At 45.1% G+C, this 24,966-nt stretch carries 17 protein-coding genes; 6 read left to right on the plus strand and 11 right to left on the minus strand.

The genetic code is table 11. From position 1 onward, the window contains the following. Positions 1-18: 18 nt before the first annotated feature. A complete protein-coding gene (locus ACU1JV_RS20105; RefSeq protein ID WP_413987365.1) occupies positions 19-954 on the minus strand; it encodes a manganese-dependent inorganic pyrophosphatase in 936 nt (311 codons plus the stop codon). A gap of 362 nt (positions 955-1,316) precedes the next feature. Here ACU1JV_RS20105 and ACU1JV_RS20110 point away from each other — a divergent pair, with 362 nt between their 5' ends. Further along, the gene (locus ACU1JV_RS20110; protein ID WP_413987364.1) at positions 1,317-5,600 is read left to right on the plus strand and encodes a S8 family serine peptidase; all 4,284 of its coding nucleotides are present in this window, start codon (positions 1,317-1,319) and stop codon (positions 5,598-5,600) included. A gap of 83 nt (positions 5,601-5,683) precedes the next feature. Here ACU1JV_RS20110 and ACU1JV_RS20115 read toward each other — a convergent pair whose 3' ends face one another. Both ACU1JV_RS20115 and ACU1JV_RS20120 read right to left on the minus strand, forming a co-directional pair. Next, the gene (locus ACU1JV_RS20115; RefSeq protein ID WP_413987363.1) at positions 5,684-7,180 is read right to left on the minus strand and encodes a sensor histidine kinase; all 1,497 of its coding nucleotides are present in this window, start codon (positions 7,178-7,180) and stop codon (positions 5,684-5,686) included. Then, the gene (locus ACU1JV_RS20120; RefSeq protein WP_014599406.1) at positions 7,177-7,863 is read right to left on the minus strand and encodes a response regulator transcription factor; all 687 of its coding nucleotides are present in this window, start codon (positions 7,861-7,863) and stop codon (positions 7,177-7,179) included. Before ACU1JV_RS20120 ends, ACU1JV_RS20115 begins: the two co-directional genes overlap by 4 nt. Before the next feature lie 241 nt (positions 7,864-8,104). On the opposite strand from ACU1JV_RS20120, the gene ACU1JV_RS20125 reads away from it, so the two are divergent. The 5 genes from ACU1JV_RS20125 (at position 8,105) to ACU1JV_RS20145 (ending at position 13,838) form a co-directional block, all read left to right on the plus strand. After that, positions 8,105-10,453 carry a glycosyltransferase family 39 protein gene (locus ACU1JV_RS20125; protein ID WP_413987362.1) on the plus strand — a complete coding sequence of 783 codons (2,349 nt, stop codon included), beginning with the start codon at positions 8,105-8,107 and terminating at the stop codon, positions 10,451-10,453. A gap of 17 nt (positions 10,454-10,470) precedes the next feature. Further along, positions 10,471-11,562: a glycosyltransferase family 2 protein gene (locus tag ACU1JV_RS20130; protein ID WP_264217712.1), complete on the plus strand. Its 1,092-nt coding sequence runs from the start codon at positions 10,471-10,473 to the stop codon at positions 11,560-11,562. Positions 11,563-11,565: 3 nt separating this feature from the next. Then, positions 11,566-11,988, plus strand: coding sequence for a GtrA family protein (locus tag ACU1JV_RS20135; protein WP_413987361.1), 423 nt, complete (start codon positions 11,566-11,568; stop codon positions 11,986-11,988). Further along, entirely contained in the window at positions 11,985-12,905 is a 921-nt protein-coding gene (galU, locus tag ACU1JV_RS20140; RefSeq protein WP_413987360.1) for a UTP--glucose-1-phosphate uridylyltransferase GalU, read from the plus strand. Before ACU1JV_RS20135 ends, galU begins: the two co-directional genes overlap by 4 nt. 105 nt (positions 12,906-13,010) lie before the next feature. After that, positions 13,011-13,838: a class I SAM-dependent methyltransferase gene (locus tag ACU1JV_RS20145; RefSeq protein WP_413987359.1), complete on the plus strand. Its 828-nt coding sequence runs from the start codon at positions 13,011-13,013 to the stop codon at positions 13,836-13,838. Positions 13,839-14,001: 163 nt separating this feature from the next. Here the strand turns inward: ACU1JV_RS20145 and ACU1JV_RS20150 are convergent, their stop codons facing one another. From ACU1JV_RS20150 to ACU1JV_RS20185, 8 genes are all read right to left on the minus strand, one after another. Further along, positions 14,002-14,748: a glycerophosphodiester phosphodiesterase gene (locus ACU1JV_RS20150; RefSeq protein ID WP_413987358.1), complete on the minus strand. Its 747-nt coding sequence runs from the start codon at positions 14,746-14,748 to the stop codon at positions 14,002-14,004. A 90-nt stretch (positions 14,749-14,838) separates the two neighbouring features. Then, a complete protein-coding gene (locus tag ACU1JV_RS20155; RefSeq protein WP_013368997.1) occupies positions 14,839-15,900 on the minus strand; it encodes a hypothetical protein in 1,062 nt (353 codons plus the stop codon). 24 nt (positions 15,901-15,924) lie between these two features. Further along, entirely contained in the window at positions 15,925-17,820 is a 1,896-nt protein-coding gene (locus ACU1JV_RS20160) for an HSP90 family protein (RefSeq protein WP_413987357.1), read from the minus strand. Between the two features lie 424 nt (positions 17,821-18,244). Then, on the minus strand, positions 18,245-19,759 hold the full coding sequence (gene arfA / locus ACU1JV_RS20165; RefSeq protein ID WP_413987356.1) for an arabinosylfuranosidase ArfA: 1,515 nt from the start codon (positions 19,757-19,759) through the stop codon (positions 18,245-18,247). 331 nt (positions 19,760-20,090) lie between these two features. Beyond that, on the minus strand, positions 20,091-20,789 hold the full coding sequence (locus ACU1JV_RS20170; RefSeq protein ID WP_413987355.1) for a muscle M-line assembly protein unc-89 Uncoordinated protein 89: 699 nt from the start codon (positions 20,787-20,789) through the stop codon (positions 20,091-20,093). 432 nt (positions 20,790-21,221) lie between these two features. Then, positions 21,222-23,069, minus strand: coding sequence for an ABC transporter ATP-binding protein (locus ACU1JV_RS20175; RefSeq protein ID WP_413987354.1), 1,848 nt, complete (start codon positions 23,067-23,069; stop codon positions 21,222-21,224). A 65-nt stretch (positions 23,070-23,134) separates the two neighbouring features. Then, positions 23,135-24,280: a hypothetical protein gene (locus ACU1JV_RS20180; RefSeq protein ID WP_413987353.1), complete on the minus strand. Its 1,146-nt coding sequence runs from the start codon at positions 24,278-24,280 to the stop codon at positions 23,135-23,137. Then, positions 24,277-24,966 (minus strand): ABC transporter permease, encoded by a 690-nt coding sequence (locus tag ACU1JV_RS20185; RefSeq protein WP_025674410.1) that lies wholly within the window; start codon positions 24,964-24,966, stop codon positions 24,277-24,279. The genes ACU1JV_RS20180 and ACU1JV_RS20185 overlap by 4 nt, the downstream gene beginning before the upstream one ends.

The raw sequence follows: 24,966 nt of genomic DNA on the forward strand, positions 1-24,966 counted from the left end.
GAGGCTTATTTTATATCATTACAAACTGTTAAAAGCTTCTGTCAATACAGGCACAATTTGCGATTTGCGCGATACGACGCCTTTCAGAACAGCCTTGTTGTCATCCAACTGTACATTGTAGGCTTTTTCAACTGCCTGAGCCTGGCTTCCCAGCGCAATACCAATGGAATCACTGTTCACAATGTCTGTTACGACGAACAAGAACAGATCAAGATTTTTGGCTGCAATGGTTTGGGACAAAGCAGCTTCCAGATCAGCTTGACGGGACAATACGTCGTTTACGTCTACTGCGTTCACTTGTGCGATCTCCACTTTGCGTCCATTCATCTGGAATTCTTTGGCGTCCAAGCTTACTAACTGCTCAATCGTGTGGCCACTCAAATCAGCACCCGCTTTAAGCAAGTCAAAACCGTAACGGTCTGCATCCACACCAGCAATTTCAGCCAGTTCGCGGGCAGCGGCTACATCCTGATCTGTGCAAGTCGGGGACTTGAACAACAGGGAATCAGAAATAATCGCGGACAACATCAGACCTGCGATTTCTTTGGGAATGGCTACACCATTTTCCTTGTAGAGCTTGTTCAAAATGGTGGCTGTGCAACCTACTGGCTCAGCGCGGAAGTACAGCGGCTGGCTTGTTTCAAAGTTAGCGATCCGGTGGTGATCAATGACTTCAGTTACGCGCACCTTGTCAATGTCAGTTGCGCTTTGCTGGCGTTCATTATGATCGACCAGAATGACGCTGTCTGTTTCAGTAGAAACCTGCTCAACCAGACGCGGCGCGCTCACTTTGAAATAATCCAGCGCATACTGCGTTTCCCCGTTAACCTCGCCCAGACGAACCGGCTCTACGTCCGCGCCCAGTTTGGTTTTCAAGTCTGCATAAGCAATAGCTGAGCAAATGGTATCCGTATCCGGATTTTTATGCCCAAAAATCAATGTTTTTGCCAACATAATCGACTCCTTCACCTTAAGCATTTTACGTGATTGTGTAACCTCTACAATTCCAATGCAGATTATATCATTAATTCTTGCATTCTCCCATTCCTCTTCGATTGATTTCAAAAATAATCTAGTAAATTCATAACATTTCCATGGAATCTATATGTGAAGTTAACCTTATTTTTTCTAAAAATATAAAAAACATATAGTAATATATCCCACCAATATGGTAAGATATGCCTCAAAACTGGCAAGTTAGTCACCAGTGGTCAATTCTATTATTTTAGATATTAAGGGAGGCGTGAGAACAACGGCAGTGGCTTCAAATCCTAGTATGTAGAGATATCATATTTTGATTGAAAAGAGGGAAATCTTTGAAAAAGCCGATCATTTTGCAAAAAATACCTGTCGTATCACTCGCTCTTGCCTTGACGGTAAGCTTATCTCTACCGTCTTTCAGTTCTGCCGCTACTGCAGATCTGCCAATCGACTCATTTTTAAAAGCTCAGGAAGCATTAACTATTGAGTCGGCTCCAGCCTTTATCTCACCTGAGCTGAGCACAGACTCCTCTCGTCAGGTCAGAGTCATCGTACAGCTTGATGGTGAGCCCCTAGCTGTGGACAAATATGCCGCACGTTCAAGCGCCAAAGCTTTCACCGCTCAATCCGAGCAAAAAGCCGAATCTGCGATCGCCACCGAGCAAACAACGTTCGTAGACCAAGCCGCTGAGCACGGCATTTCCCTTCAAGTGAATTACCAGTACAATACGGTGCTTAACGGACTGGAGGTTACAGTGCCAGCCAATAAAATTCCAGAATTGGCTAAACTACCAGGCGTTAAATCCATTCACGAAAACAAAACGTATTATTCCATCCCCGTGCAGGACCCGCCAACACTTACAGCCAATGAAGCCACTTATGACAACGCACCACTGGACCAAATTGGTGTGCCTGAAGCCTGGGCCAAAGGATTGCATGGCGAGGGAATCAAGGTCGGGGTTATTGATACCGGTATCGATTATGAGCATCCAGATTTGAAAGAAGCCTACAAAGGCGGATATGACTCTTTTGAACAGGACAACGACCCTTACGAGGAACCTTTCCTTGAAAAAGAGAATGATCCGTACGGCACAGGTTTTAGTGGAACGACACATGGTACTCATGTCTCCGGTACAATTGCCGGGAAAGCTGCAAATAAATCCTCGGATATTGTACAAAAAGGCATTGCCTATAAATCGGACTTATACGTGTATAAGGTGCTTGGACGCAATACCAAGACCGGTCGTTCCTCGGGTTCCTCGGCTCAGGTCATTGACGGTATTGAACGTGCTGTCAAGGATGGCATGAATGTCATCAACCTGTCGCTAGGTTCAGATTCTGAAAAGGATCCCAACTCCCCGGATGCCATCGCCATCAATAATGCGGTACTTTCCGGGGTAGTCGCAGTCATCGCGAACGGTAACGCTGCACAACAAGGGCCCTATTTTTACTCCATGGGTTCTCCCGCAACATCCCAGCTGGCGATTTCCGTTGGTGCAGCCACTTCCCCCAGCCACAGCTATTCCAATAAAGCATCCGTCAATCTTGTAACCTATGGTGATGATGAAAAGCCGATAACAGTTACATCAGATACCTATTACAATTTTAACATGATGGGTTGGCAGACATTTCACGAGGATTTTTCTTCTATTTTGGGGACAGAACCATTGGAATTAGTTTATGCCAACTTGGGATATCCAGATGATTTCACTTCTAAAGATGTAAAAGGTAAGGTTGTGGTCGTATCGCGTGGCGTCTTGGGCTTCGTGGATAAAATCGCGAACGCACAACTAAATGGTGCAAAGGCTATTATTATTTTTAATGGTCAAGCGAAATCTAGCGACAGTACACAAGCCAATCTGAGTGATGCTATCCCTGGTTACGACGGTTACATTAATTCGAATCAAGGAGACAATGTAGATTATATTCCTACCTTTGACATGATAGGAAAAGAAGGTAGAGCACTGGCAAGACAAATCATTGAAAGCCAAAACCACAAACAAAAATTCTTTATTACTTTTGGTGAAGAGTATCGTCGTACTGACAATCCTGGTAATACCATGGCCGGATTTAGCTCCCGCGGACCAAATGGCGATGAACTGCTGAGCATCAAGCCGGACGTGAGCGCACCAGGGGTTGGCATTATGTCAACGTACCCTGCCTTCGCCAAGTTCTATCCAGATGCATCCTATGAGCAAGCTTACAAACGCAGCAACGGAACGAGTATGGCATCTCCGCATGTGGCTGGACTTGCCGTGCTGCTGAAGCAGCAGCATCCGAACTGGACACCGTTTGATATCCGCGCTGCTCTGGCAAACACTTCGATTACACTCTTTGATGAGGATAAAATCCAATATGATGTGTATTCCCAAGGTGCAGGTCTTGTAAACATTGCGAATGCGATTCAGACTCCAGCCCTGCTGGAAACCGTTGAAAAGATTACGATTCTTGACAAGAACTTTAATCGGCAGGAGGTTGTGAATTATAATCCTTCCGCCAGCTTCGGGCTGTTACGATCTGGTAGTGATGCGAAGCAGATCCAGCTTCAACTCAAAAACTTGTCCGCAAACCCTGTGCAGTATGAAGCCAGCTACGTTTTACATGATAATGTCACCTCTGATCCGACTAAGCCTATTGCTACCCCCGATGTGAGCAATATTAGCGTTCAGTTGCAGGGTATTGGCGCGAATGGAGCCATCTCGGCAGAACCGGGCAAATCGCAACCGTTCTTCCTGTCTGTACAACCAAGTGCGAATGCAGCTACTGGTGTATATGAAGGAGAGGTTATTCTAAAAAGCGCTGGACAGCCAACACTTCATCTTCCGTTCGTTGTGCATGTCGGCAAAGAAAATCCAACGACAGGCTTCGGCTTGCAGGACCTGAGTTTCACGAACCCGATTATTTACCCAAATCGTACAGGTGCGCAGCGCACAACAGATTTGGCTTTCCGTCTGACCACAGATAAAACCAATCAGATCGCGCTCTATGTATATGGATTAGATGATAAGCTGATCGGTCTGATTGATGGGATTGCCACTACCAAGGAGCAAGGTACTAACGCTCGCCTCAAACAAGGCGCATATTCCTTCAAGGGGATTGGCGGAAGTTACGTTGAATTTGATGACAATGGCAAGCCTGTCCTGGATGCTAACGGTCAGCCTGTTATTCAGCACTTGAAGGATGGCGTGTACAAGCTGGAAGTCAGCTCTCCAGAACTGAATGAAAAGGGAGAAGTCGAACGCAATACCGATGGTCCTAAACTGTTCACTGCCACTAAATCGATCCGTGTGGATAATAGTGCCCCATCCGGTGGTAGTAGTGGCGGCGGGGGTGGAGGTGGCGGCAGAAGCAATACTACACCTTCTGCTGCAACTAATACATCCACCCCTGTCGCTACATCTGCACCTTCACTGCAAAGCGTAGTGAAGCAAGGACAAGCTGTAAAAGCTGTGCCTACAGCCGTTGCGTTAAACAATAATATACAGTCACTGACAGTAGCTGATGCAGACCTGCAGGCTGCTGTGACAACAGCTGGCTCCAGCCCGACAGCTATCGTATTGTCGGCTACTAGCCAAGCAGGCCAAACGACTAAAGCATCACTCACTTCGTCACAGCTGGCAACGCTGGGCAAAGCCGCAGCAGGAAGCAGCCTGATTGTGGGCAATACAGGTTCTTCCCTAGCATTGCCAGTATCAGCTCTAAAAAATGCACCTCAAGGTGCAGGCATTGAAGTGAGTATCAGCAGCCAAGCAGAGGCGAGCGGCACATTTACAGGCAAGCTTAAAGGCTCGAATGTGATCGGCACCCCGGTAGGGTTTGAGGCCAACGTAATCACTGGCGGTAAGAGCCAACCGCTCAAAGTTGCGCCAGGACAATTTATTAGCCGATCCTTTACCGTACCTGGTCAAATTGATCCTAATACAGCCGGTGTGCTCTATACAGCGAACGGAAATGTCTATCCCGTCCCATCCGTCTTCACCAAGCAAGTTGATGGATCTACCGTCGTTAAGGTAAGCCGTCCGGGCTTCTCGACGTATGCAGCGGCGACACGACCTGTTAGCTTTGAAGATATTTCATCGTCGTATGCCCAATCCGAAATTCAATCGCTTGCAAATAAATTGCTCATTAACGGCACAACCGACACGAAATTCTCACCGAAGCAAAACGTGACGCGTGCAGAATTTGCAGCCTTGGTCACCCGGGCACTTGGCCTGACACCAGGTACTGCTGTACCATTCAGTGATATTCCGGCAGGTAGCTGGTATGCCGGGGATGTGGCGGCCGCTTATGAGGCCGGATTGATTACAGGTCGCAACAACGACAAGTTTGATCCGCAAGCAAATATCAGTCGCCAAGAAATTGCTGTTGTGCTGGGCAAAGCAGTAGACCTGCTTCAAATCAAAACAGCAGCCGATGGTCCTGCACGCACACCATACCATGATACTTCATCCTTTGCAGGCTATGCCAAGGACAGTATTGAAAAAGTAAGTGCGGCAGGTATTATTAACGGAGCCACGATTAAAGGCTCTTCCTACTTCCAACCGAATGCACCTACAACACGTGAGGCATCTGCCAAGGTGCTGCATGTGCTCTTACAAAAAGCTGCACTCATTAACTAACAATTACAAAGCCCCCCGAGCCGTTATTTAACCAAAGTCGCGGTTCGGGGGGCTATTCTTATGTTAGACCATAATCTGCGATACTATACTGTTCCTGCTAAAGGCAGCGTTACTTTAAATATACTTCCCGTTCCCAGTGTACTTTCAGCTGTAATGCTCCCTCCGTGTGCTTCCACGATTGATTGCGTAATAGCCAGACCAAGGCCCGCTCCGCCTGAGCTGCGTGTACGCGATTCATCTCCACGATAAAATCGCTCAAATATCCGCTCCAGCTGTTCCTTCCCCATGCCGGGTCCATTATCACGAATTTGAATATCTGCCAGCTTCTTACCAGCCGATAGGTTGACATGGATCACGCCCTGCTCTATATCAGTATGTTGAACAGCATTGTGAAACAGGTTAAGTACGACCTGTTTGATCTTATCGCCTTCTGCCAATACCCAAACACCTGCCGTCATATCAAAAAATACCTTACGTGTGCCTGCCAGCATAAGGAGCTGTGGCTTCATTTCCAACAGCAATGCATCTAGCGATATATCTTCCAGCTTCAACTCCGGTGTTCGGTCCAGCTTAGCCAACAATAGCAAATCAGAGACAAGCTTGTTCATGCGCTTGGATTCACCATACATACTTTCTAGTGCTGATTGGAGCTGCTTCGGATTGGATGCTGCTCCACGAAGCAGCACTTCCAAAAAACCGTGGATGGATGTGAGCGGGGTACGCAGTTCATGAGAAGCATCCGCAATAAATCGTCGCATTTGCATCTGCAATTCCCGCTCGGCAGCAAAAGAATGCTCCAGCCGCTCCAGCATTCCATTAAATGAAACTGCCAGGCGATCTACCTCATACTGACCCTGCTCTGCGTCAAAGCGCTCGTCCAAATTGCCCGCATCAATACGTTTGACTGCCTCGACCATTCTGGAAAGGGGCACCAATGTACGGCGAAGCACAGGAAGCATAAGCGCCAAACCAATCGCAAGTGCAATCAGAGACAATAAAATAAAGGTGCGGAGTTGATTAATCAGCTGCTCTTGCATGGAATTCGTGGATACGCCCATTTGCAGTAACCCTGACGAACGGTCTGGTGGACCGAGCGGGCGAAATACAACTAGCTGCTCTTTTCCCTGTGCATCCGTAATTAATTGATAGCCGTGACGCATGCGCTTGCTCTGCTGCATTGCTTGATACTGCTGAGTGGTGAGGCGCGGCGGTTTAAGCCCATTTTCGTTGGACAAGCTCTGAAAGGTGCCGTCTATACCTATAGAAGCAAGCGACATATCCGGCCAAAACAGAAACGGCCCCGGTCGATTACCTCTCCGATTGGTATCATCTTGGGGAGCGGCGATCCCATCCCCACTATTTTCCTGTGAATCCTTAATCAATAAGTCGACAGGAATTGAATTCAGCTGTGTATTCATAGCGTCTGCTCGACTGCGATACAGAAAATCTTTCATTAGAAAGTATTGGAGAAAACCGATCAACACGAGCAGCAATGCCAAAATGAGTAAGGTTCTGGCCAAAAGCTGGGACCGGAGAGAACGAAGCGCATATTTTCTCCGTTTTTTCCTCCCCGCCTTCATAACAGATCCACTCGGTACCCAACACCACGCAGCGTCCGAATGACCCGATGCTCCTTATCTTTGAGTTTTTCTCGCAAGGAGCGAATGTACACTTCCACAATATTATCCTCGCCCCCAAAGTCATACCCCCAGACTCGGTCCAGGATACGACTTTTACTCAGCACGATTCCATGGTTTAACACCAAAAACTTCAATAGTTCGTATTCGGTAGGCGATAGCTCCAGCACCTGACTCTGATAGCGAATCTCCTTTCGTCGATCATCCACTTGAAAGGGTCCGTGAACCACTTCCCCCAACAGGTCAGGGAACTGATTTCGCAAACGCGCCTCAATACGAGCCAGCAGCTCATTAAAACTGAAGGGCTTAACGATATAATCATCCGCGCCGAGCTTGAGCCCTTTTACCCGATCGTCCACATCATCCTTGGCGGTCAGCATAATGACTGCGATGTTATCTTCTGTCTCCTTGAGACTTTGGCATACCTCAAATCCGTTCATTTCAGGCATCATTACATCCAGCACCGCTACATGCGGACGAAACTCTCTTGCCAGATCGAGTGCATCACTCCCGTTCTCGGCGGTTCTGACTTCATATCCTTCATTAATCAGTCCAAGCTCTAAAAATTGCAAAATATGAGGCTCGTCGTCCGCCAGCATAATCTTAACTCCGTGTATTGGATTCATTATTAATCTTCCCTTTCATATTGCTTCATTCTTATCATATTAAAAGTCGATTCATTTTTACCTGTATCTAATATACCTGAATCCTGCCGTAAAAAAAGCACCTCACCCCAGCTTTCAGCTAACGTTCAGGGAGCGCTCAGAACCCATTAAGGTACGTCTGGCATGATAATAGCAAGCCGGTAGTTCACCGGGCCAAGATCGGAATAAATACAAAGAAACTTTCACAGGGAGTGGAACGAACATGATTAAGAAATGGTTTAAGACCAGGGCAGACATCCCCCTGATCATCATTATGCTGATATCCGCATTTTTGAACGGATACAACATCTGGCAAGACAAGTACGTAAACACCTACTACACGACGGCAGTAGCAAGCATGCTGCAGAGTTTTCACAATTTCTTTTTCGCCTCACTTGATTCTGCAGGATCGGTAACGGTAGACAAGCCGCCTGTGGTGTTCTGGATTCAGACGTTGAGCGCCTATATATTCGGACTTCACGGATGGAGCGTGATCCTGCCGCAGGCACTGGCTCAGGTCGGCTCGGTCTTGCTCGTTTACTTACTCGTTAAACCAAGCTTTGGTACACTGGCCGCACGTTTGGCTGCCTTCGCTATGGCAACAACACCGATAGCCGTAGCGGTTAGCCGCACGAATAACATTGACGCTATGTTGGTCTTCACATTATTGCTCGCAACTTGGCTATTGTTCAGAGGCCTTAAAAATAGCAAAACCGGGCTGATCCTGGCTGCTTTCGCAGTCGTCGGCATTGCCTTTAACGAAAAAATGTTGCAAGCCTATATGATCGTTCCTGCGTTGGGCCTGTTCTATCTGCTGGCTTCCAAGTATAACTGGAAACGAAAAGCAATAACGTTGGCAGGATCGGCAGTGGTTCTCCTGATTGTATCGCTCTCTTGGGCAGTCGTAGTGGATTCCACTCCGGCCGATGAACGTCCTTATATGGGGAGTAGCGGAACCAACTCTGTACTGAATTTGGCCTTCGGTTATAACGGCCTGTCTCGCCTGACAGGAGATCAGGGAACAGGTGGCAATCGTGGCGGTCAACGCTCAGAGCAGAACAATAACGCTGCAACGAATAGCAAAATTATGAACACGGATCAGGTCCAGACGACTACATCATCTGACAGCACTACCACTACGGATGACTCTGGTGCCAACAACATGGCAGCAGACGGACCCGGTGCAGGTGGTCAAATACCACCCGGCGGATTCGGGGGGAACGGACAAGGCGCTCCTGGTGGAGACGGCCAGGGTGTTCCAGGCGGTGGCCCGGGTGGAAATTCCGGTGGCGGCATGTTCGGTACTGGTGAAAAGGGACCTTTGCGGTTGTTCCAATCTTCCCTGTCAGGCCAAGCCAGCTGGCTGCTTCCGTTCGCAATCATTGCTTCCATCGGCCTGCTTGCCAGTATTCGACGCCGTAATATCACACAGAAACATAAAGAAGTTATCTTCTGGCTCGCCTGGTTGATTCCCGTAGCTGCATTTTTCAGCGTAGCAGGTTTCTTCCATCATTATTACCTAATTATGCTCGCACCACCGATTGCAGCGCTCTTCGGAGCAGGATTCGTAGAATTGTGGCAGCAGTATCGTGAGCATTCCAACTGGCTCTCCTGGCTGTTACCCGTGGCAGTATTAGCAACATCGGTATTTAGCTGGTTCATTCTACAAAATTACAACGATACCATCGGCAGTGGCTGGTCCATCGCGGTATTGATCCTAGGGATCATCGGCACAGCACTCCTGGTGGTAGCACGAATGAAATCCGAGAAGTTCACAAGATACGCTATTATCGCAAGTGTACTCGCTATGTTTATCGGCCCTGTGTACTGGGCATTGACACCAATCGTCTACGGGGGGAACAGCATGATTCCGCAAGCTGGACCGACTCAATTTGGCGGCGGCGGTGGCGGAATGCCAGGCCGCAATGATGGCAATAGAGGTGCAAGCTTCAATGGTCAACAAGCCGAAGGAACTCAAATGAATAACCAGACTCAAAATGCAGAGAATTCCAACTCTGATGGAAATACCTCAAGCACACAAACAAGTGCAGACGCGGAACAAAAAGCTTCTACCCGTTCCAGAGGAATGGGAGGCCCGAACGGCAGCCAAAGTTTAGATCAAAAAACATTGAACTACTTGCAAAAAAATAACACAGGTGAAACCTATCTTTTCGCAGCAAGTAATTATTCAACAGCCGCTCCTTACCTGGTCGAGGCCGGACAAAAAGTAATTATTATGAACGGTTTTGTGTCTTCCGATCCGGTCTATACCGTCGATAAAATCAAGGCGCTGGTCGAAAGTGGGCAAGTGAAATACTTTATGATTTCTGGTGGCGGCGGTGGACCGGACGGCGGCAACTCCGAAGTCACTGCATGGATTAAAGAACACGGCAAAGTAATCCCTACAGATGAATGGAAAACAACAACCACAGCAGAAACAAGTACAGCAGTGAAAGCAACGAACAGCGGAAACGACACCACGAACACCAACGCAAGCGCTCAGGATGGTCAAGGTGGATTTGGCGGAGACGAGCGTGGAGGAAGCGGTACTTTATACGAAATCACATTATAAATGAGGAGGAACTACGAATGAGTGAACCTATCCGTTATTCCATAGTTATCCCGATGTACAACGAGGAAGCCGTTATTACGGAAACCTACCGGAGGCTGAAACAAGTCATGGGCTCAATGGGCGAGCCCTACGAGCTGATCTTCGTCAATGATGGAAGTTCGGACCGCAGCGTCCAACTCATCAAGGAATTCAGTCTCAGAGATGACACGATTGTATTGATTGATTTCTCTCGCAACTTTGGTCATCAGCTAGCAATTACCGCCGGGATGGATTATGCGGTGGGAGAGGCGGTCGTCGTCATTGACGCTGACCTCCAGGACCCGCCGGAACTGATTATTGAGATGGCTAACAAGTGGAAGGAAGGCTATGAAGTCGTCTACGCCAAACGACTCAAACGCAATGGCGAAACTCGCTTCAAGAAATGGTCTGCCAGCCTCTTTTACCGCGTACTTAAAGCATCAACGGATATTAATATCCCGGTCGACACCGGGGACTTCCGCCTAATGGATCGCAAGGTCATAGATGAATTGAAACGTCTGCCTGAAAATAACCGATTCGTACGCGGTCTGGTCAGTTGGATCGGTTTTAAACAAACTGCTGTTGAATATGAGCGCGATGAGCGGCTCGCAGGCGAAACCAAGTATCCGCTAAAACGCATGATCAAGCTCAGTCTCGACGGGATCACATCCTTTTCGATTAAGCCGCTCAAGCTGGCAGGTTATATCGGCGCACTTTTGTCCATGTCCGGCTTCCTGTATCTGATGTATGTGTTGTTTCTTAACTTTTTCACCGATTCCTATGTGATGAAAGGCTGGTCATCCATGATTAGCATCAGCCTGATCTTCGACGGAGTGATTCTGATTATTCTCGGTATTATGGGTGAATATATTGGACGGATTTATGACGAAACCAAAGCACGTCCACTCTACATTGTCCGTGAGCGTCTGGGTGGACAATACGATAACGGTCCGACACATGCTATGAAGGTTCCTGAACAACGCGAGTCCCTGTACATGAAAGGGGCCCGTGATAGTCTGATTTCGGGTGAACGTACAGTACGCGACAACAGCGCGGTATATACTGGACCCAAATCCGGTCGTGGGGCCTAATCTATGAAAAGTCGCATGGCCCAGCTGCTTCCTATGATCCGATTTGGCATCGTAGGTCTGGTGAATACAGGAGTAGATTATATCATTTTTATGCTACTGGCTTGGACCGGAGTGCCGGTCGTGGTGGCGCAGATCATTTCGTACAGCTGCGGCACAGCCAACAGTTATATTTTGAACAGCAAATGGACATTCAGCAAACAACAAGCAAACAACACAAGTAAAGGTCAGTTACTCAAATTTATCGTCATCAACCTCATCGTATTGGGGATAACCTCCTTATTGCTGCAAGTGCTTCACACTGAAACCGAGCTGCCGCTTGCTTTAGGCAAGCTGATCGCCACCGCAGCCGGAACGATCATCAATTATATCGGGAGCCGATACTGGGTATTCGGTTCCCCATCCCGAAAGGAAAGTGAATCTCTATGAGAAAAATTACAAAAGCCGTTATCCCTGCCGCCGGTTTGGGAACCCGTTTTTTGCCAGCTACGAAAGCTTTACCAAAAGAAATGCTTCCAATCGTAGATAAACCAGCCATTCAATATATCGTTGAAGAAGCCATCAAATCTGGAATTGAGAGCATCATTATCGTTACGGGGCGTAATAAAAAAGCCATCGAAGACCATTTTGACAAGTCTGTAGAGCTGGAGCAAGTACTGGAGAGCAAGGGAAAATATGATCTTCTGCGTGAAGTTCAAAGCATCGGAGGCAAGGCAGTCATCCACTATATCCGTCAAAAAGAACCGCTCGGCTTGGGACATGCGGTACGCTGCGCCCGTCAGTTCATTGGCGATGAGCCCTTCGCCGTGTTATTGGGCGATGATATTATGAATTCCTCCACTCCGGCGATTCGTCAGATGATGGATGTATACGAAGCCACTGGCAAGCAAGTGGTCGGCGTGCGCACGGTAGAAGAACAGGATGTAAGTAAATACGGCATTATTGACTCCACTCACCAAAATGGCCTTATTCATGAAGTCGGCGGACTTGTTGAAAAACCATCCCCGGCAGATGCTCCTTCGCGGCAGGCTGTCATTGGTCGCTATGTATTGGAGCCTTCTATTTTCTCCATATTGGAGAACATGTCCACTGGAGCGGGCGGTGAATACCAATTGACAGATGCTCTGCATCAAGTAGCATTGCAAAACCAGCTGCTTGCATTGGAACTGGAGGGCACACGCTACGATATTGGTGATAAAGCTGGCTATCTGGAAGCAGTGCTCCACATGGGCATGCAGCGCGAAGATTTGCGTCCAATGCTTGACTCCATGATGCGTGAGTGGGCACTTGCTTCAATGATAAAAAATAGGAAGATTTCCTCCTACCGAAATCCGATGATGTTGTGAAATCACGAAAGTAGCTGGTTAAGCACATAAACTTGTACAATGTAAAAGTACAGAGCATCGGAATTTACGCGGTCGCCCGGGCGAAACTAAGGAGGAAAAGCCCCTATGATACCTGAGGGAAATCTGCAAAGTAATGTGGATCGTTTCAATGGCTTTGCCGACAACTACGATCAACACCGTCCAGAAGCGCCATCACTCGTCGTGGAAATCATCAGCCGCTATCTGGATCGGAACGTAACGCTAGTTGCCGATATTGGCTGCGGTACTGGGCTCTCTACTTTCATATGGAAAGACACCGCTCGTCGAATCGTCGGCATCGAGCCTAACCCGGACATGAGAGGGATAGCGCAGCGCAAGCTGGAGAGAGCAGGAACGACAATGACAGGTACCATTTCCTTCGAAAGCGGGTTCTCCAACAACCTGCCCTTTGAGGACGGCACTGTAGATGTCATCACCTGTTCTCAGTCCTTTCACTGGATGGACCCCGAGAGCACACTCCAGGAAGCAGGCAGGGTCTTGGCACAAGGCGGCGTGTTCGCAGCCTTTGACTGTGACTGGCCTCCTGTGCTGCAATGGCAGATAGAGCAAGCTTATACAGAGCTTATCACCAAAGCTGATACCGTTTTGGAACAGGAAGCTCCTGTAGAGCAACAGGCTCATAAATGGAGCAAGGATCAGCATCTAGCTAATCTGCACCATAGCGGGCAATTCCGCTATATTCGGGAGATTGTCTTCCACAATCGTGAGCAATGTGACGCTGCTCGTTATACTGGGCTCGCTCTTAGCCAGGGAGGAATTCAGAGCCTGTTCAAACTTGGCAATCGAACGCTTGACGACGATATAGCCCGCTTCGTGAAGCTGGTTGAGAATCATTTTAAAGGCAGAACACTGGATATCCTGTTCAGCTATCGTATGAGACTCGGCATCAAGTAGAACGGAATCAAAATCGTCGTGATGATATTCACTTCGGCTCAAGCCAAAAAAAGACTCTCCTTGTCTCGTGAAAGCGAGTACGTAGGAGAGTCTTTTTTCTTTCAATACATAGCTACACCTACTTCCCTACAATCCTTAGCTGTAGGTTTACTGCGTCTTCCTCTTAGGAAGAGTGGACAGCTAGAATATGCGCCAACCGATCAGGATAGTCTGTGATGATGCCGTTCACTCCGGCCTCCAGCAGACGCTCCATTTCCTCCGGCTCATTCACCGTCCATGGGTGGTAGACGACGCCTAATGCCAAAGCCTCGGACACCGCTTCCGGTGTAACCACTTGCTTGTAGGCATGAAGTGCTGTAGCCCCGAATTGGGTTGCATACTCCGATGGGCGAACCATAATCTCAATATAGAGCGCTCCCGTCTTGATCTCGGGGGCAATCTGCGCACAGAGCGCGAGCGATTCATGATTGAAGCTGGATAAGATCACCCGCTCTTCCAATCCAAAGCGCTTCACAGCGGCAATGACCTCTTCCTCCATCCCCGGATAGAGATGAATGCTATTTTTCAGTTCCAGATTAATAATGGTATCCGAGGACTGGGCCAGTTCCAGTAACTCATCTAGCATCGGTACCCGCTCGCCTCGAAATTTCTCATCAAACCAACTGCCTGCATCCAGTTTATTTAATTCTTCCAGCGTGATATCTCTTACATCCAGCGGGCAACCTGTCGTGCGCTCCAGCGACTCATCGTGAATCAGCACCAAATGCCCATCTTGGGTACGCTGCACATCCGTTTCAATGCCTGTTGCTCCCAGTTCCAACGCGTGGCGGAAAGCCGCCATCGTATTTTCAGGACATACCCCGGAAGCTCCGCGATGCGCAAAATTAATTACCTTCTGGGTCATAGTCACGATTTAATCCCTCCTGTCATTTCAAACAAGAATATTCTACTTGTTCATTGTTTGGGCTGTATAAAATATTCGCCACAGTCGCCTGTTCTTCTACGCCGGTTGAACAATCTTCCCAATCCATTTCGAATAAAATGCATTTCCATTCCGTCGATCAAATTCAGCTGCCGCAGACTCTGCCAGTGGTCTGAAGTACGCAATGATCTCTTCTAACGTACGTTCCTGTTTGCCCCATTCAAAAGATGCAGGCATCCGAATCAAACGAAGTTTTCTCGAAGTATCCAGCTTTTGCAGCAGCCCTACCATCGCTGCGTAAAAATACATTTGCTCCAATCCGCTCTCATAGTCCAATGCGATGTGCAAATGACGTTCCACCACTCCGATTCCCTCAATCGGATTTGCAACCGTCAAATACTCAATATGCTCTGCTATCGTTTTCAGGAAGTCACGGTCATCACGAACCAGGCGATAGCCTTTGCGATACTGCTCCTTCGCCTGATCAACCTCGCCTTGACGATACAGCGGCAATAGCACCTGCGAGAGCGTCACATGCGGCACTTCTGCACATCTCATCCGTCCCGATAAAATCGGTTTTGCCACGGCAAGCGCCTGCTCGTCTTCTCCGGTCAAATAATAGAATCGCACCATCTGGCTCTGCTCACAGGCTTCACAATCACTCATACTGTCTGGCTCAATTACGCGGAACATATCCAGATACCGCCGTGCTTCATCCAGTTCACCCATGTCCATCGCGATGCGGAACTTATAATAGTAATATGGTCGCTCATTATACCCGTATTCAGCATAACGTCTGCGCATATCCTCTACCAGATCCTCGATTTGAGTTTTTGATATATTCGGAAAACTGCACACCTTTCCAAGTATCCATTTATAGTTCCACAACAGCTCAACGGGGTCGTATTCCTCTGGATTTTGGTCAAATTGACCCAGCTGCCATGAAAAAGCAATCAGCGACTTCAATGGATATCCGTTAAAAATAGCACAGTCTACAATCTCTCCCCGAATTTCATAAGCGAGCTCCTTCAAACCTGAAGTATCCGCCAGGCGAACAGCCTCTTCCAGAATCGCCAGCTTTGCCGCCCCTCCGGGCATATCCTGCGCCTGCTCCATCATTTCATATATCGTCTCTTCCATTTGAATCCTCCTTTAATTACGCAATTACGTATTCTGTCCGTTCCCTAATCCCCAATTGATAAAATGCAGCACACTCCGGTTCATCAGCCCTAGCTCACTGCGGTTCATCGGATAGTGACCCATCATAAGCGCATTCACATACATCATTTCTGTTGCAGCCGTAATCATCTGTGTATCGGTAGCTTCAAAAATCCGCGCCACTACCGGATTGCTTAAATTAAAATACAAGGTCGAATAGCCCGCGTTCTGCTGGACTCCCGCTTTTAGACTATCGAGCACATTGGAAAAAAGCGAAGTGGTCTCTTCAACTGTGTGTTCCATGGAGCGCAAGGTTAGTGCATCCTGTGAAATGGTGTACAGCACAGGCAAGCTCGCAGGCTCAAAACGCTTCAACTCAGCACGACAGCGCATCGGCTGCAAAGCAGCATCCATCACACGTAGCACACCGTAATACTTGGTGTGCTCTTCCTGCGTCAACCCGGTAAATGATAAAGATACATCCTCAGGGCTGAGTCGCTCTGTTTGCAGGGTAGCGTCGAACCAGTGCAGCTTATCCAAAATTTCTGAATCATAGATATATCCGCCGTTGATCACCAGCATCGATTGCGCTGCCGCCACATGCGTAATCTGGCGATACTCATCCACGGTCGCCGTGTAATGGAGCGGACGCCCGCCCGCCTCTCGGATCAGTTCACTCAGCTCGCGCCGCCCAAAAGTACTTTCGAAGGAAAACCAGCGGTGCATAATCCGCAGAAATTCATCATCCTCAACCGCGAGCGCCTTCATGGATAGCTCGTGCAAACGAATCCAGTGCTGCAAGCGGTCTGGCTCATATTCCGCCATGCGAAGCAGTTCTTCTCGAATACAGGTTCCCAATTCGGAACGAACCGCATCAAGCTGCTCATTTTCATAAAAGTATTCACGAGATGCCGTTGGTTGCAATTCGTCTGTCCAAATCAGGCTTTTAATGAAAAATGCCCATTCTGGCAATACATTTTCCGCTTTGTCGGACACGAGCATATGCTTTAGATACACCCGATGCAGCCGCTTGCTGTTCAGATTAACACTGCGAGGCAAAATGAATGCAATCCCGCCTGTTCTGCCCGATGCCGTCCGCAGCGGTATAAAATCACTGAAGCGCTCACCCATTAGGCGATAGCCTAAATCCAGCACCTCACCGCGTCGACTCCGTAATTGTTCCGGGTCCTGCATCCAGCTTGTCGATGGAAGATTGACCTGCTTAGTCTCCCCGTCTACAGACAGCAGGACAGGATATGGCAGCAAGGCTCCATAATAAAATAAGGAGTCTTTCACCTGCGCTGGCTCATAATAAAACTCGCTCCCCGGCTTACAGCGCAAATAAATTTGCGTCCCTATAGGCAGCTCAGTCTCTAATCGACGAATCGTATACGTCCCATCCGGCTTCCCTCTCCATTCCATAGAGATGCCTTCCTTCACCGAACGGGTCAGTACTACAATTTCATCGCTCACCATAAAACAAGACAGCAAGCCAATCCCAAAACGCCCGATAAATGAAGTCTCCGAGGTTAGCAAATCAGCCCCCTTCTTGGAAGACTGCCCGATGATCGACAGAAACCGATGAATGTCTTCTTCAGACAATCCAATACCGTTATCCTGAATCATCAATACCTGCTGATCCCCGGCACCGGATAGCTCTACGATGACTTTGCCTTCATAGTCGTTACTCTCAGAAACTGTATCTTCAAGGGTATTGTCTTCTTTCAATGATCTACTTTCAGCTTCAGTCTTCCGTAGCTCCTTGCGAGCCGTGATCGCATCTGTTGCATTTTGTAGTATTTCACGTATAAACACTCGTGGACTGCTATATAAATGATTGGCCAAAATATCAATCATGCCGCCCAAATTTACTTGAAAACGATATTCGTCTGTTTGACTCATAGAGATCATTCCTTTCACGAAATGCTACAGCCATCTTTTATTTAAAATAGCTATCTTTTAAAGTATAACGTGGATTTAAGACGGATTACACACCTTCATTTCAGATATCAATTCATTGACAACGGTACAACAGGGTCTTTTTTCACCCAGGAGGGTGGGCACTGGGTCTAATTAACTTCATAAAAATGTACGAGGCACGAACACTTAGTGATTAAGGATCATCTTTACCTAGTTAAATTTAGGAATAAATATAATATTTATTGGAATTACCTCTTCCTTTCGAGCACTATGTTGATGGAGGGACAAATGGCTCATTTTATACAAAAAGCCCGCATTCCTGCTCTTGTAGTAGCCTTACAAGAGAGAATGCGGACTTATTAGGTATAACTCAGTCCGTTCCTTTTAGAAAGAGAATTAATGAGATTTAATGAGATTTAGCAAGACGAATAACGTTCCACGAGGCTTTGCCCAAATGAGCTTTTACAATTCCGTCTTCAAGCTTGGCATTGCCACCGTTATGAGGCGTAACCTTTTCTCCAGCTGGGCTATTGGTCGCTTTGAGATCATCATGCTCCAGCACGGTATGCTCGACAATATGGTAGCCTTCGAAACTGCGTACATCTACCGTCAGCTCCAGCGATTCAGACAAGTGACGGTTCACTGCAAAGACAGTCAGCGCGTCTCCCTCTTCATCATAAACCACAGCGCTATCCAGATATGGAATGTCTGTAAAGTCCTTGGAATCGTATTTTTCGGAATCCACTACAGGCATCAGTGATACCCCACGACCATAACGGGAAGCATGCAGATACGGATAGAAGATCGTTTGCTTCCACGCTTTTCCGTTATTCTCGGTCATGATTGGCGCAATAACGTTGACCAGTTGAGCCAGGCAAGCCATTTTTACACGGTCCGCGTGACGCAAGAACGTAATCAACATGCTGCCCACCAACAATGCATCCTCAAAGTTGTAAATATCCTCAAGCTGCGGTGGTGCCACAGACCATGGATCGATTTTTTTGTCTGCATCATTGGAGTGGTACCATACGTTCCATTCGTCAAAGCTGAGCATCATTTTTTTCTTGCTACGTTTCTTCGCTTTGATATAATCACAAGTCGAAATGACAGTATGAATAAAATGATCCATGTCCATGGAACGTGCCAGATAATTAGCCGTATCATTGTCATGGTTGCCGTAGTATTGGTGCAGGGAAATATAGTCGGCTACCTCGTACGTATGATCCAGTGTAGTTGCCTCCCATTCCGGGAACGTCGGCATCGTGGAGCTGGAGCTTCCACAGGATACAAGTTCAATGTCAGGATCAATCAGCCTCATGGCTTTTGCAGATTCTACAGCCAGACGACCATATTCCTCCGCTGTCTTGTGCCCAATCTGCCACGGTCCGTCCATCTCATTGCCAAGACACCAGGTTTTAATCTTATGTGGCTGCTCTATACCGTGACTACGACGTAAATCACTCCAATAGGAGCCTCCTGGATGATTGCAATATTCCACCAGATTACGCGCCGCATCAATTCCACGCGTACCCAGATTTACCGCCATCATTACTTCAGAGCCAACATCCTTGGCCCATTTAAAAAATTCATTCGTTCCTACTTCATTCGGCTCCACTGTTCTCCACGCCAGCTCCAACTGTCTAGGTCTGGATGCAACAGGGCCGACACCATCCTCCCAATTGTAACCGGATACAAAATTGCCGCCCGGATAGCGTATAATAGGAACATCCAGCTCTTTTACCAGTTCTTTAACATCATTGCGGAAACCGCTTTCATCACTAGTCGAATGAGTAGGTTCATAAATACCACCATATACAGCACGCCCAAGATGCTCTACAAAAGAACCATAAATGCGTTTATCGACTTCAGCAATACGAAAAGATTTGTCTACAATCATCTTTGCTTTTACAGCTGCTGCCACCTAAACCATCCTCTCTGAATGCGAAAATAAAATTTGTTGTACCTAAAATCAACAAGCCATTTTATTAACGCTTCCAATATAACACACCGTAATTAGCATAGTCAATATTATTATTAAATACTTAATATATATATTATGTATTTAATAATAAACGATAAGCATTTGGTTACGTATTTTTGAACACTTCATTTTATAAACAAACCTATTGAGCAAATAGCCTCTTTACTAAATAGCAATAATAGTCCAATTAAACTGCAATATTAATCTTTACACCTGCATTCTTAGCTTCGTCTTTAGCCGAATCCACATAGGCATTGATCTCTTGTTCAGTCTACACCCTACCAACCTCTATACTTGATTCTTTCTCATCCTTTGGTTCATCTCGATCTATTATCGTCGCTTCCTCATTCACTGCTTTTCTAATGCACTCATTGATATTTGAGACAATCTCCATAATTTTCTCATTAAGGCCTTCTGCCTTCTCACGCAAAGTAGTTGATCTTGAAGGGTTAGTGTTTTCCCAACCTTTAGCTTCGCTTTCTAATGTAATTTGTGCCCTTTTAGTGATTTTGGAATTCTTCAGCTGGTTGTTTGCTGATACAATACTATGCATCGTATAAGTCATGAGACTTTGCTTCTGCTCCTCTGCAGTCTTGTGCGTATATTGTTCCTTTTTATCTTCCTGGGCTTCTTTTTTACTTTCCTCATCCATTCCAAATGCTTTTTTTTGTTCTTCTATCGATTGCTTCTGAATATTCTCGTCAATTTGTTGAATCTGCTTATCTATCTTTTCCATTTCGGCTTTTACAGCTTCCGAACCGAGGCCACGTTTTAGAGCATTACTTATATAGTCCGAACGCCTCTCCATCAGATTTTGCTTCTGCTCAATCAATTGCTGAATAATCTTGTTTTGCGGCTTGCCTATACTCTTCCTTTCAGCCTGAGGGGAGAGGGGATGCCGTAGTTCAAGTCGGTTGTTATCTGTGGTGTGGAACGGCGATTGGTGAGATGATGTAAAAGATACATTCATCTTAAAACCTCCATTTCTCTTCTAAATAGTAATCCTAGAGGTATATCGGATTTTTTGTATGTTTTTGTATATTTTATCATCGTTATTCATAAAGTCTTCATTCCTTTTTCACTGTTAAGCAGTCCTTTATCGTCTATCAATTTGTTATATGTAAGCAGCCTCTCCCAATATAACGCTGTATATGTCCTTCCTCGCTGACAAATATAATATTTCAGTTACGGCGACAACGACCCGCATCTACAGACTGAAAAGAAAGATTCGTGCACTATCCCATCAATATTGGCTAACTCATATAGAAAATGTCCAATGTGAAGCCCAAAAGCGGGGCCTCTCGAAGGGAAGCTCCGCTTTTTTTGTTATAGTCTACTTCTCATAAGGTAAAAAACAATTCTGTTCGCAGTCCCACTATTTTGACAGAATCTCAATACACAGTTAGCGTACATCATTAATAACTAGCGCTTTCTGGAATGTATGAATTTCGTCAGAAAATAAATTATAGTAAAACCCTCTATTTTCAATTAGTTCTTGGTGGGTTCCTCCTTCTACTATCTGCCCCTTCTCCATAACTAAAATTTTATCTGCATATAAAACAGAGGTATAGCGATGAGATATGTAGAGGCATAGTCTATTATCAACGAATTTTTGAAATTGTTTAAATACTTGTTTTTCCGATTCTGGATCAAGAAATGAACTAGGCTCATCTAATACATAAACGTCAGCATCTTTGAAGAGCGCTCTCGATATAGCAATCTTTTGCCACTGCCCTCCTGAAAGCTGTATCCCCCCTTCGAAGTTTCTTCCTAGCTGTTGTTCTAATTGATTAGGCAAATCTCGTATTACCGAATCTACCCCTGTATGTTGGGTCGATTCCCATATCCTGGTATCAAGTTCAAGATCCCCTATACTGCCAAAACCTATATTTTCTCTTACTGAAAAATCAAATTGGACAAAATCTTGAAATATAACACCTACTTTCTTGTAAAGCATTTCTTTATTGTAATTTCGAACCGAGATAGAATTGATTAAAATATCTCCTTCAAAGTCTTCATATAACCCCGTTAAAAGTTTTATCACTGTTGTTTTCCCTGATCCATTCCTGCCCACTAGAGCAAGAGATTCACCACGTTTCATTTTAAAACTTATATCTTTGAGAGCCAATTCTTTTTGATCTGGGTAAGCAAATGAAACATTCTTAAATTCTATGCATTCTATCGTTGAATCAGCTTGTATACCTGACTCTCTTAGCAACATTCTAGAACTGTCTTGTTTAGGTTTTATGTTAAAAAAAGCGAATAATTCATCTAGATACAGATTATGATCACACAATGAAATCAATCCTTGAGATACTGTGTTAATATTTTGATTAGCTAATAATACTGCTTGAACTAATGCATAAATACTGCCAACGAGAAATTCTTCTTTCCATGCTATTTGTATAATCATAATCAAAGCAATGGCTATAAATAATGTACTTATTACTTGAAAAGACAAATATAACGCAATACGTTTTTTGGCTAAATACTTATCCTCTTTGTAGAAAACATCAAAAATGTCCTTATATTTTGCTGTAAAGTAGTCACTAAGTTGATACAATAGGATTTCTTTAAAAGACTTCTCATTAGTCAATAAGTAATTAATATACCTGGATTTACGTTGTAAAGGAGCCCGTTTTTTCTTGGCTACATATTGAATTTGTGTGAATCTCAATAAAGAATAAAAAGATGCCAGGGGGGAAACAACAAGAATGAGTAATATCCACCATCTGAATGCTATTAAAATGGCAATACTAGAGCATAACGTAACCATAGAACTTAACAAATTAATGAGTTCTTTATAGATCTGAATAGGTCTATCTATTGAGTCGTTCTGTACTCTTTTGAGCTGATTGTGTACTTGCGGACTCTCAAAATCCGCAAGATTAAATGTTGATGCTTGTGATACTATTAATGTTTGTAATTTATTTATCAGTGAAATTTGGAACAATTTATCAGAATATTCAATTAAACTTGAAATAAGCAAACTAGAAAACATCACGATAATTACAGGGAAAACTGCGCTGATTTGAAGCTTATGCCATACCGTGTTAGTCTCAAATTCAGAAACCAAATACTGTATGGAAAGAAGGTTAGCAATCGGGAGTGTTCCTTTTAGTAGATAGCCAAAAATAATGATAATAAAGTAGATAGGTTCTGTACTCCATAGTAACTTAGTTAACTTCGGCCAATATTGGAATGAATGAAATATAGCTCTTATATTCAAATGGTCTGCCTCACGTTCCATGCATTCCATCCCTTTCTTTTTATCTACTATTATTCGTTCTTCATGAAATCTCACTATTTTAGCTCTCAGTCACCCTGAATTGTATAGATATTTTCGGGATTTTTTTCTCTAACTTCCAAAATAATTTCATTTTTGAGGCGTTTAAAAGCGCCAACTTGCTCATTGGACAAGTGGGTCAATTGTGGCAAAATGTAATCAATCCACTTACTCGCCCAATCCATTCCGAAATTAAACTCTAAAAGCTTATTTGAATAAATATTGATTTGAAGTTTATTATGATTTCGCACTATTATTTTCGGCTCGAACGATGACATGGAGTGTATTCGGGTGATTTCCAAGGTATAGCGAATCGGGTGTGTCTCCTTTTTTTTAGCCACTTGATACAGCGTTTCAAAAAGGGTGGCAAATTGCCTAGCCTGATACGAACTAATCCCCTTATACTCTACTTGTGTTTGTCCCACAGTTATTTTTTGAAACGACGATGTCTGTACATTCTCATTAAATAGCCTCTCATATCCCCATACGCCCATCAATATACTACAAGCAAGGACCGTACTAATCCAAGGGATTATAGACTTTTTGCCGCCTCCGCGCCGACTGGATAACAATGTGCCTAATCCGTAAAATAATAAACTACAGCCTAAGAGTCCAAAGAGATTTCGCCAGTTGATCATATAGGGGTTGAATATATTCACTACAGGAGATATGTAACGTAACTTTTCATTAAAAGACCAGGAAACTAAACCTATAGGAAGGTAAAAAGCAATGAGAAAAGTGAAGGCCAACCCATAATGCTTTACTACCTGCCCCAAGAAGAGACCCAACATCGATGAAAAAACACTAGAAAAAAATACAATGATAACCAAATTCCATAATGATACATCAGCGAATGATTTCCATAAAAGTCCTACCATCATGAGCAAGAGAGGAAACGAAAGAATTAAAGAAACATAAAGCTGGTAAGCGATTAGACGATAATTAGGAAAGACAGAAATATATATATACGGTTCTGTATGATTACGATTGTGTATACTCGCAGTCTGTAAAGAAAAAAAAGCTACAAATAACAAGTTAACACTATAAGTTATTGCAATACCTTCATTCATTATTAAATTGAATAAAAGAACCACACTAAAGGAAACCAGCAAGGTTACTGCTTGTTCTCTTCGAAGTAAAAGCTGTAGCCAGAAACGAACTATAATTCCATTCATTCTTGTACCCTCGCCATCCATAGATGATTACTGACTTTCATCAATACCCACATAAGCAAAAATAGGAATACTCGCCCAAAAGCAAACGACTGTGTGAAGAAATTGGAAATAATCCAATCTGGATTAAACCAGATTGAAATGTAAGGCAAGTTGATAGTAATACTGATTAAAAGGTAAACGAGCACTACAATGTTCACATACAGTTGTTTACGTAAGAGCAAGTTCAATATGACGGTAATTTGAACAGAATATCCAGTAGTTGCTACACCTGCTACTGTTAGATGAAGCAGTATCAAGAATGGAGCCTTCCCATGAGTCGTCCATTGAACCACACAAAATATAGCTAAAGCGACAAATTGAAATAAGCAAACCACTCCCCATAATACACAACTCTTACAATAAAAATATTGGGCTCCTTTAGGCAATTTAGGCATAATAACAGAAGAAATCATTTTTTGCTTCTCGCCATCATAAAGAACAGAATACATTAACGGCATAAGTAATATGGTAAAGAACATTTGTCCATGATGCAAAAATATCCATAACGCGTTATTCTTATTCCCTGCTCCTAGATATAAAAATAAAGGAATTAAAAAACAAGAGAACGTTAGTGCTATAAAAAATACTACACTTTTTTTCATAAGCAAAACTTCAAATTGAACTAGGGCTCTGATTACTTGTCCCAT

The organism is Paenibacillus sp. T2-29 (genome assembly GCF_052921365.1).

Coding starts and splice junctions, on each gene's coding strand:
- ACU1JV_RS20135 (WP_413987361.1), top strand. CDS start 11,566: ATGAAAAGTCGCATGGCCCAGCTGCTTCCTATGATCCGATTTGGCATC.
- galU (WP_413987360.1), top strand. CDS start 11,985: ATGAGAAAAATTACAAAAGCCGTTATCCCTGCCGCCGGTTTGGGAACC.
- ACU1JV_RS20130 (WP_264217712.1), top strand. CDS start 10,471: ATGAGTGAACCTATCCGTTATTCCATAGTTATCCCGATGTACAACGAG.
- ACU1JV_RS20125 (WP_413987362.1), top strand. CDS start 8,105: ATGATTAAGAAATGGTTTAAGACCAGGGCAGACATCCCCCTGATCATC.
- ACU1JV_RS20175 (WP_413987354.1), bottom strand. CDS start 23,069: ATGGAACGTGAGGCAGACCATTTGAATATAAGAGCTATATTTCATTCA.
- ACU1JV_RS20145 (WP_413987359.1), top strand. CDS start 13,011: ATGATACCTGAGGGAAATCTGCAAAGTAATGTGGATCGTTTCAATGGC.
- ACU1JV_RS20155 (WP_013368997.1), bottom strand. CDS start 15,900: ATGGAAGAGACGATATATGAAATGATGGAGCAGGCGCAGGATATGCCC.
- ACU1JV_RS20185 (WP_025674410.1), bottom strand. CDS start 24,966: ATGGGACAAGTAATCAGAGCCCTAGTTCAATTTGAAGTTTTGCTTATG.
- ACU1JV_RS20180 (WP_413987353.1), bottom strand. CDS start 24,280: ATGAATGGAATTATAGTTCGTTTCTGGCTACAGCTTTTACTTCGAAGA.
- ACU1JV_RS20160 (WP_413987357.1), bottom strand. CDS start 17,820: ATGAGTCAAACAGACGAATATCGTTTTCAAGTAAATTTGGGCGGCATG.
- ACU1JV_RS20170 (WP_413987355.1), bottom strand. CDS start 20,789: ATGAATGTATCTTTTACATCATCTCACCAATCGCCGTTCCACACCACA.
- ACU1JV_RS20115 (WP_413987363.1), bottom strand. CDS start 7,180: ATGAAGGCGGGGAGGAAAAAACGGAGAAAATATGCGCTTCGTTCTCTC.
- ACU1JV_RS20105 (WP_413987365.1), bottom strand. CDS start 954: ATGTTGGCAAAAACATTGATTTTTGGGCATAAAAATCCGGATACGGAT.
- ACU1JV_RS20120 (WP_014599406.1), bottom strand. CDS start 7,863: ATGAATCCAATACACGGAGTTAAGATTATGCTGGCGGACGACGAGCCT.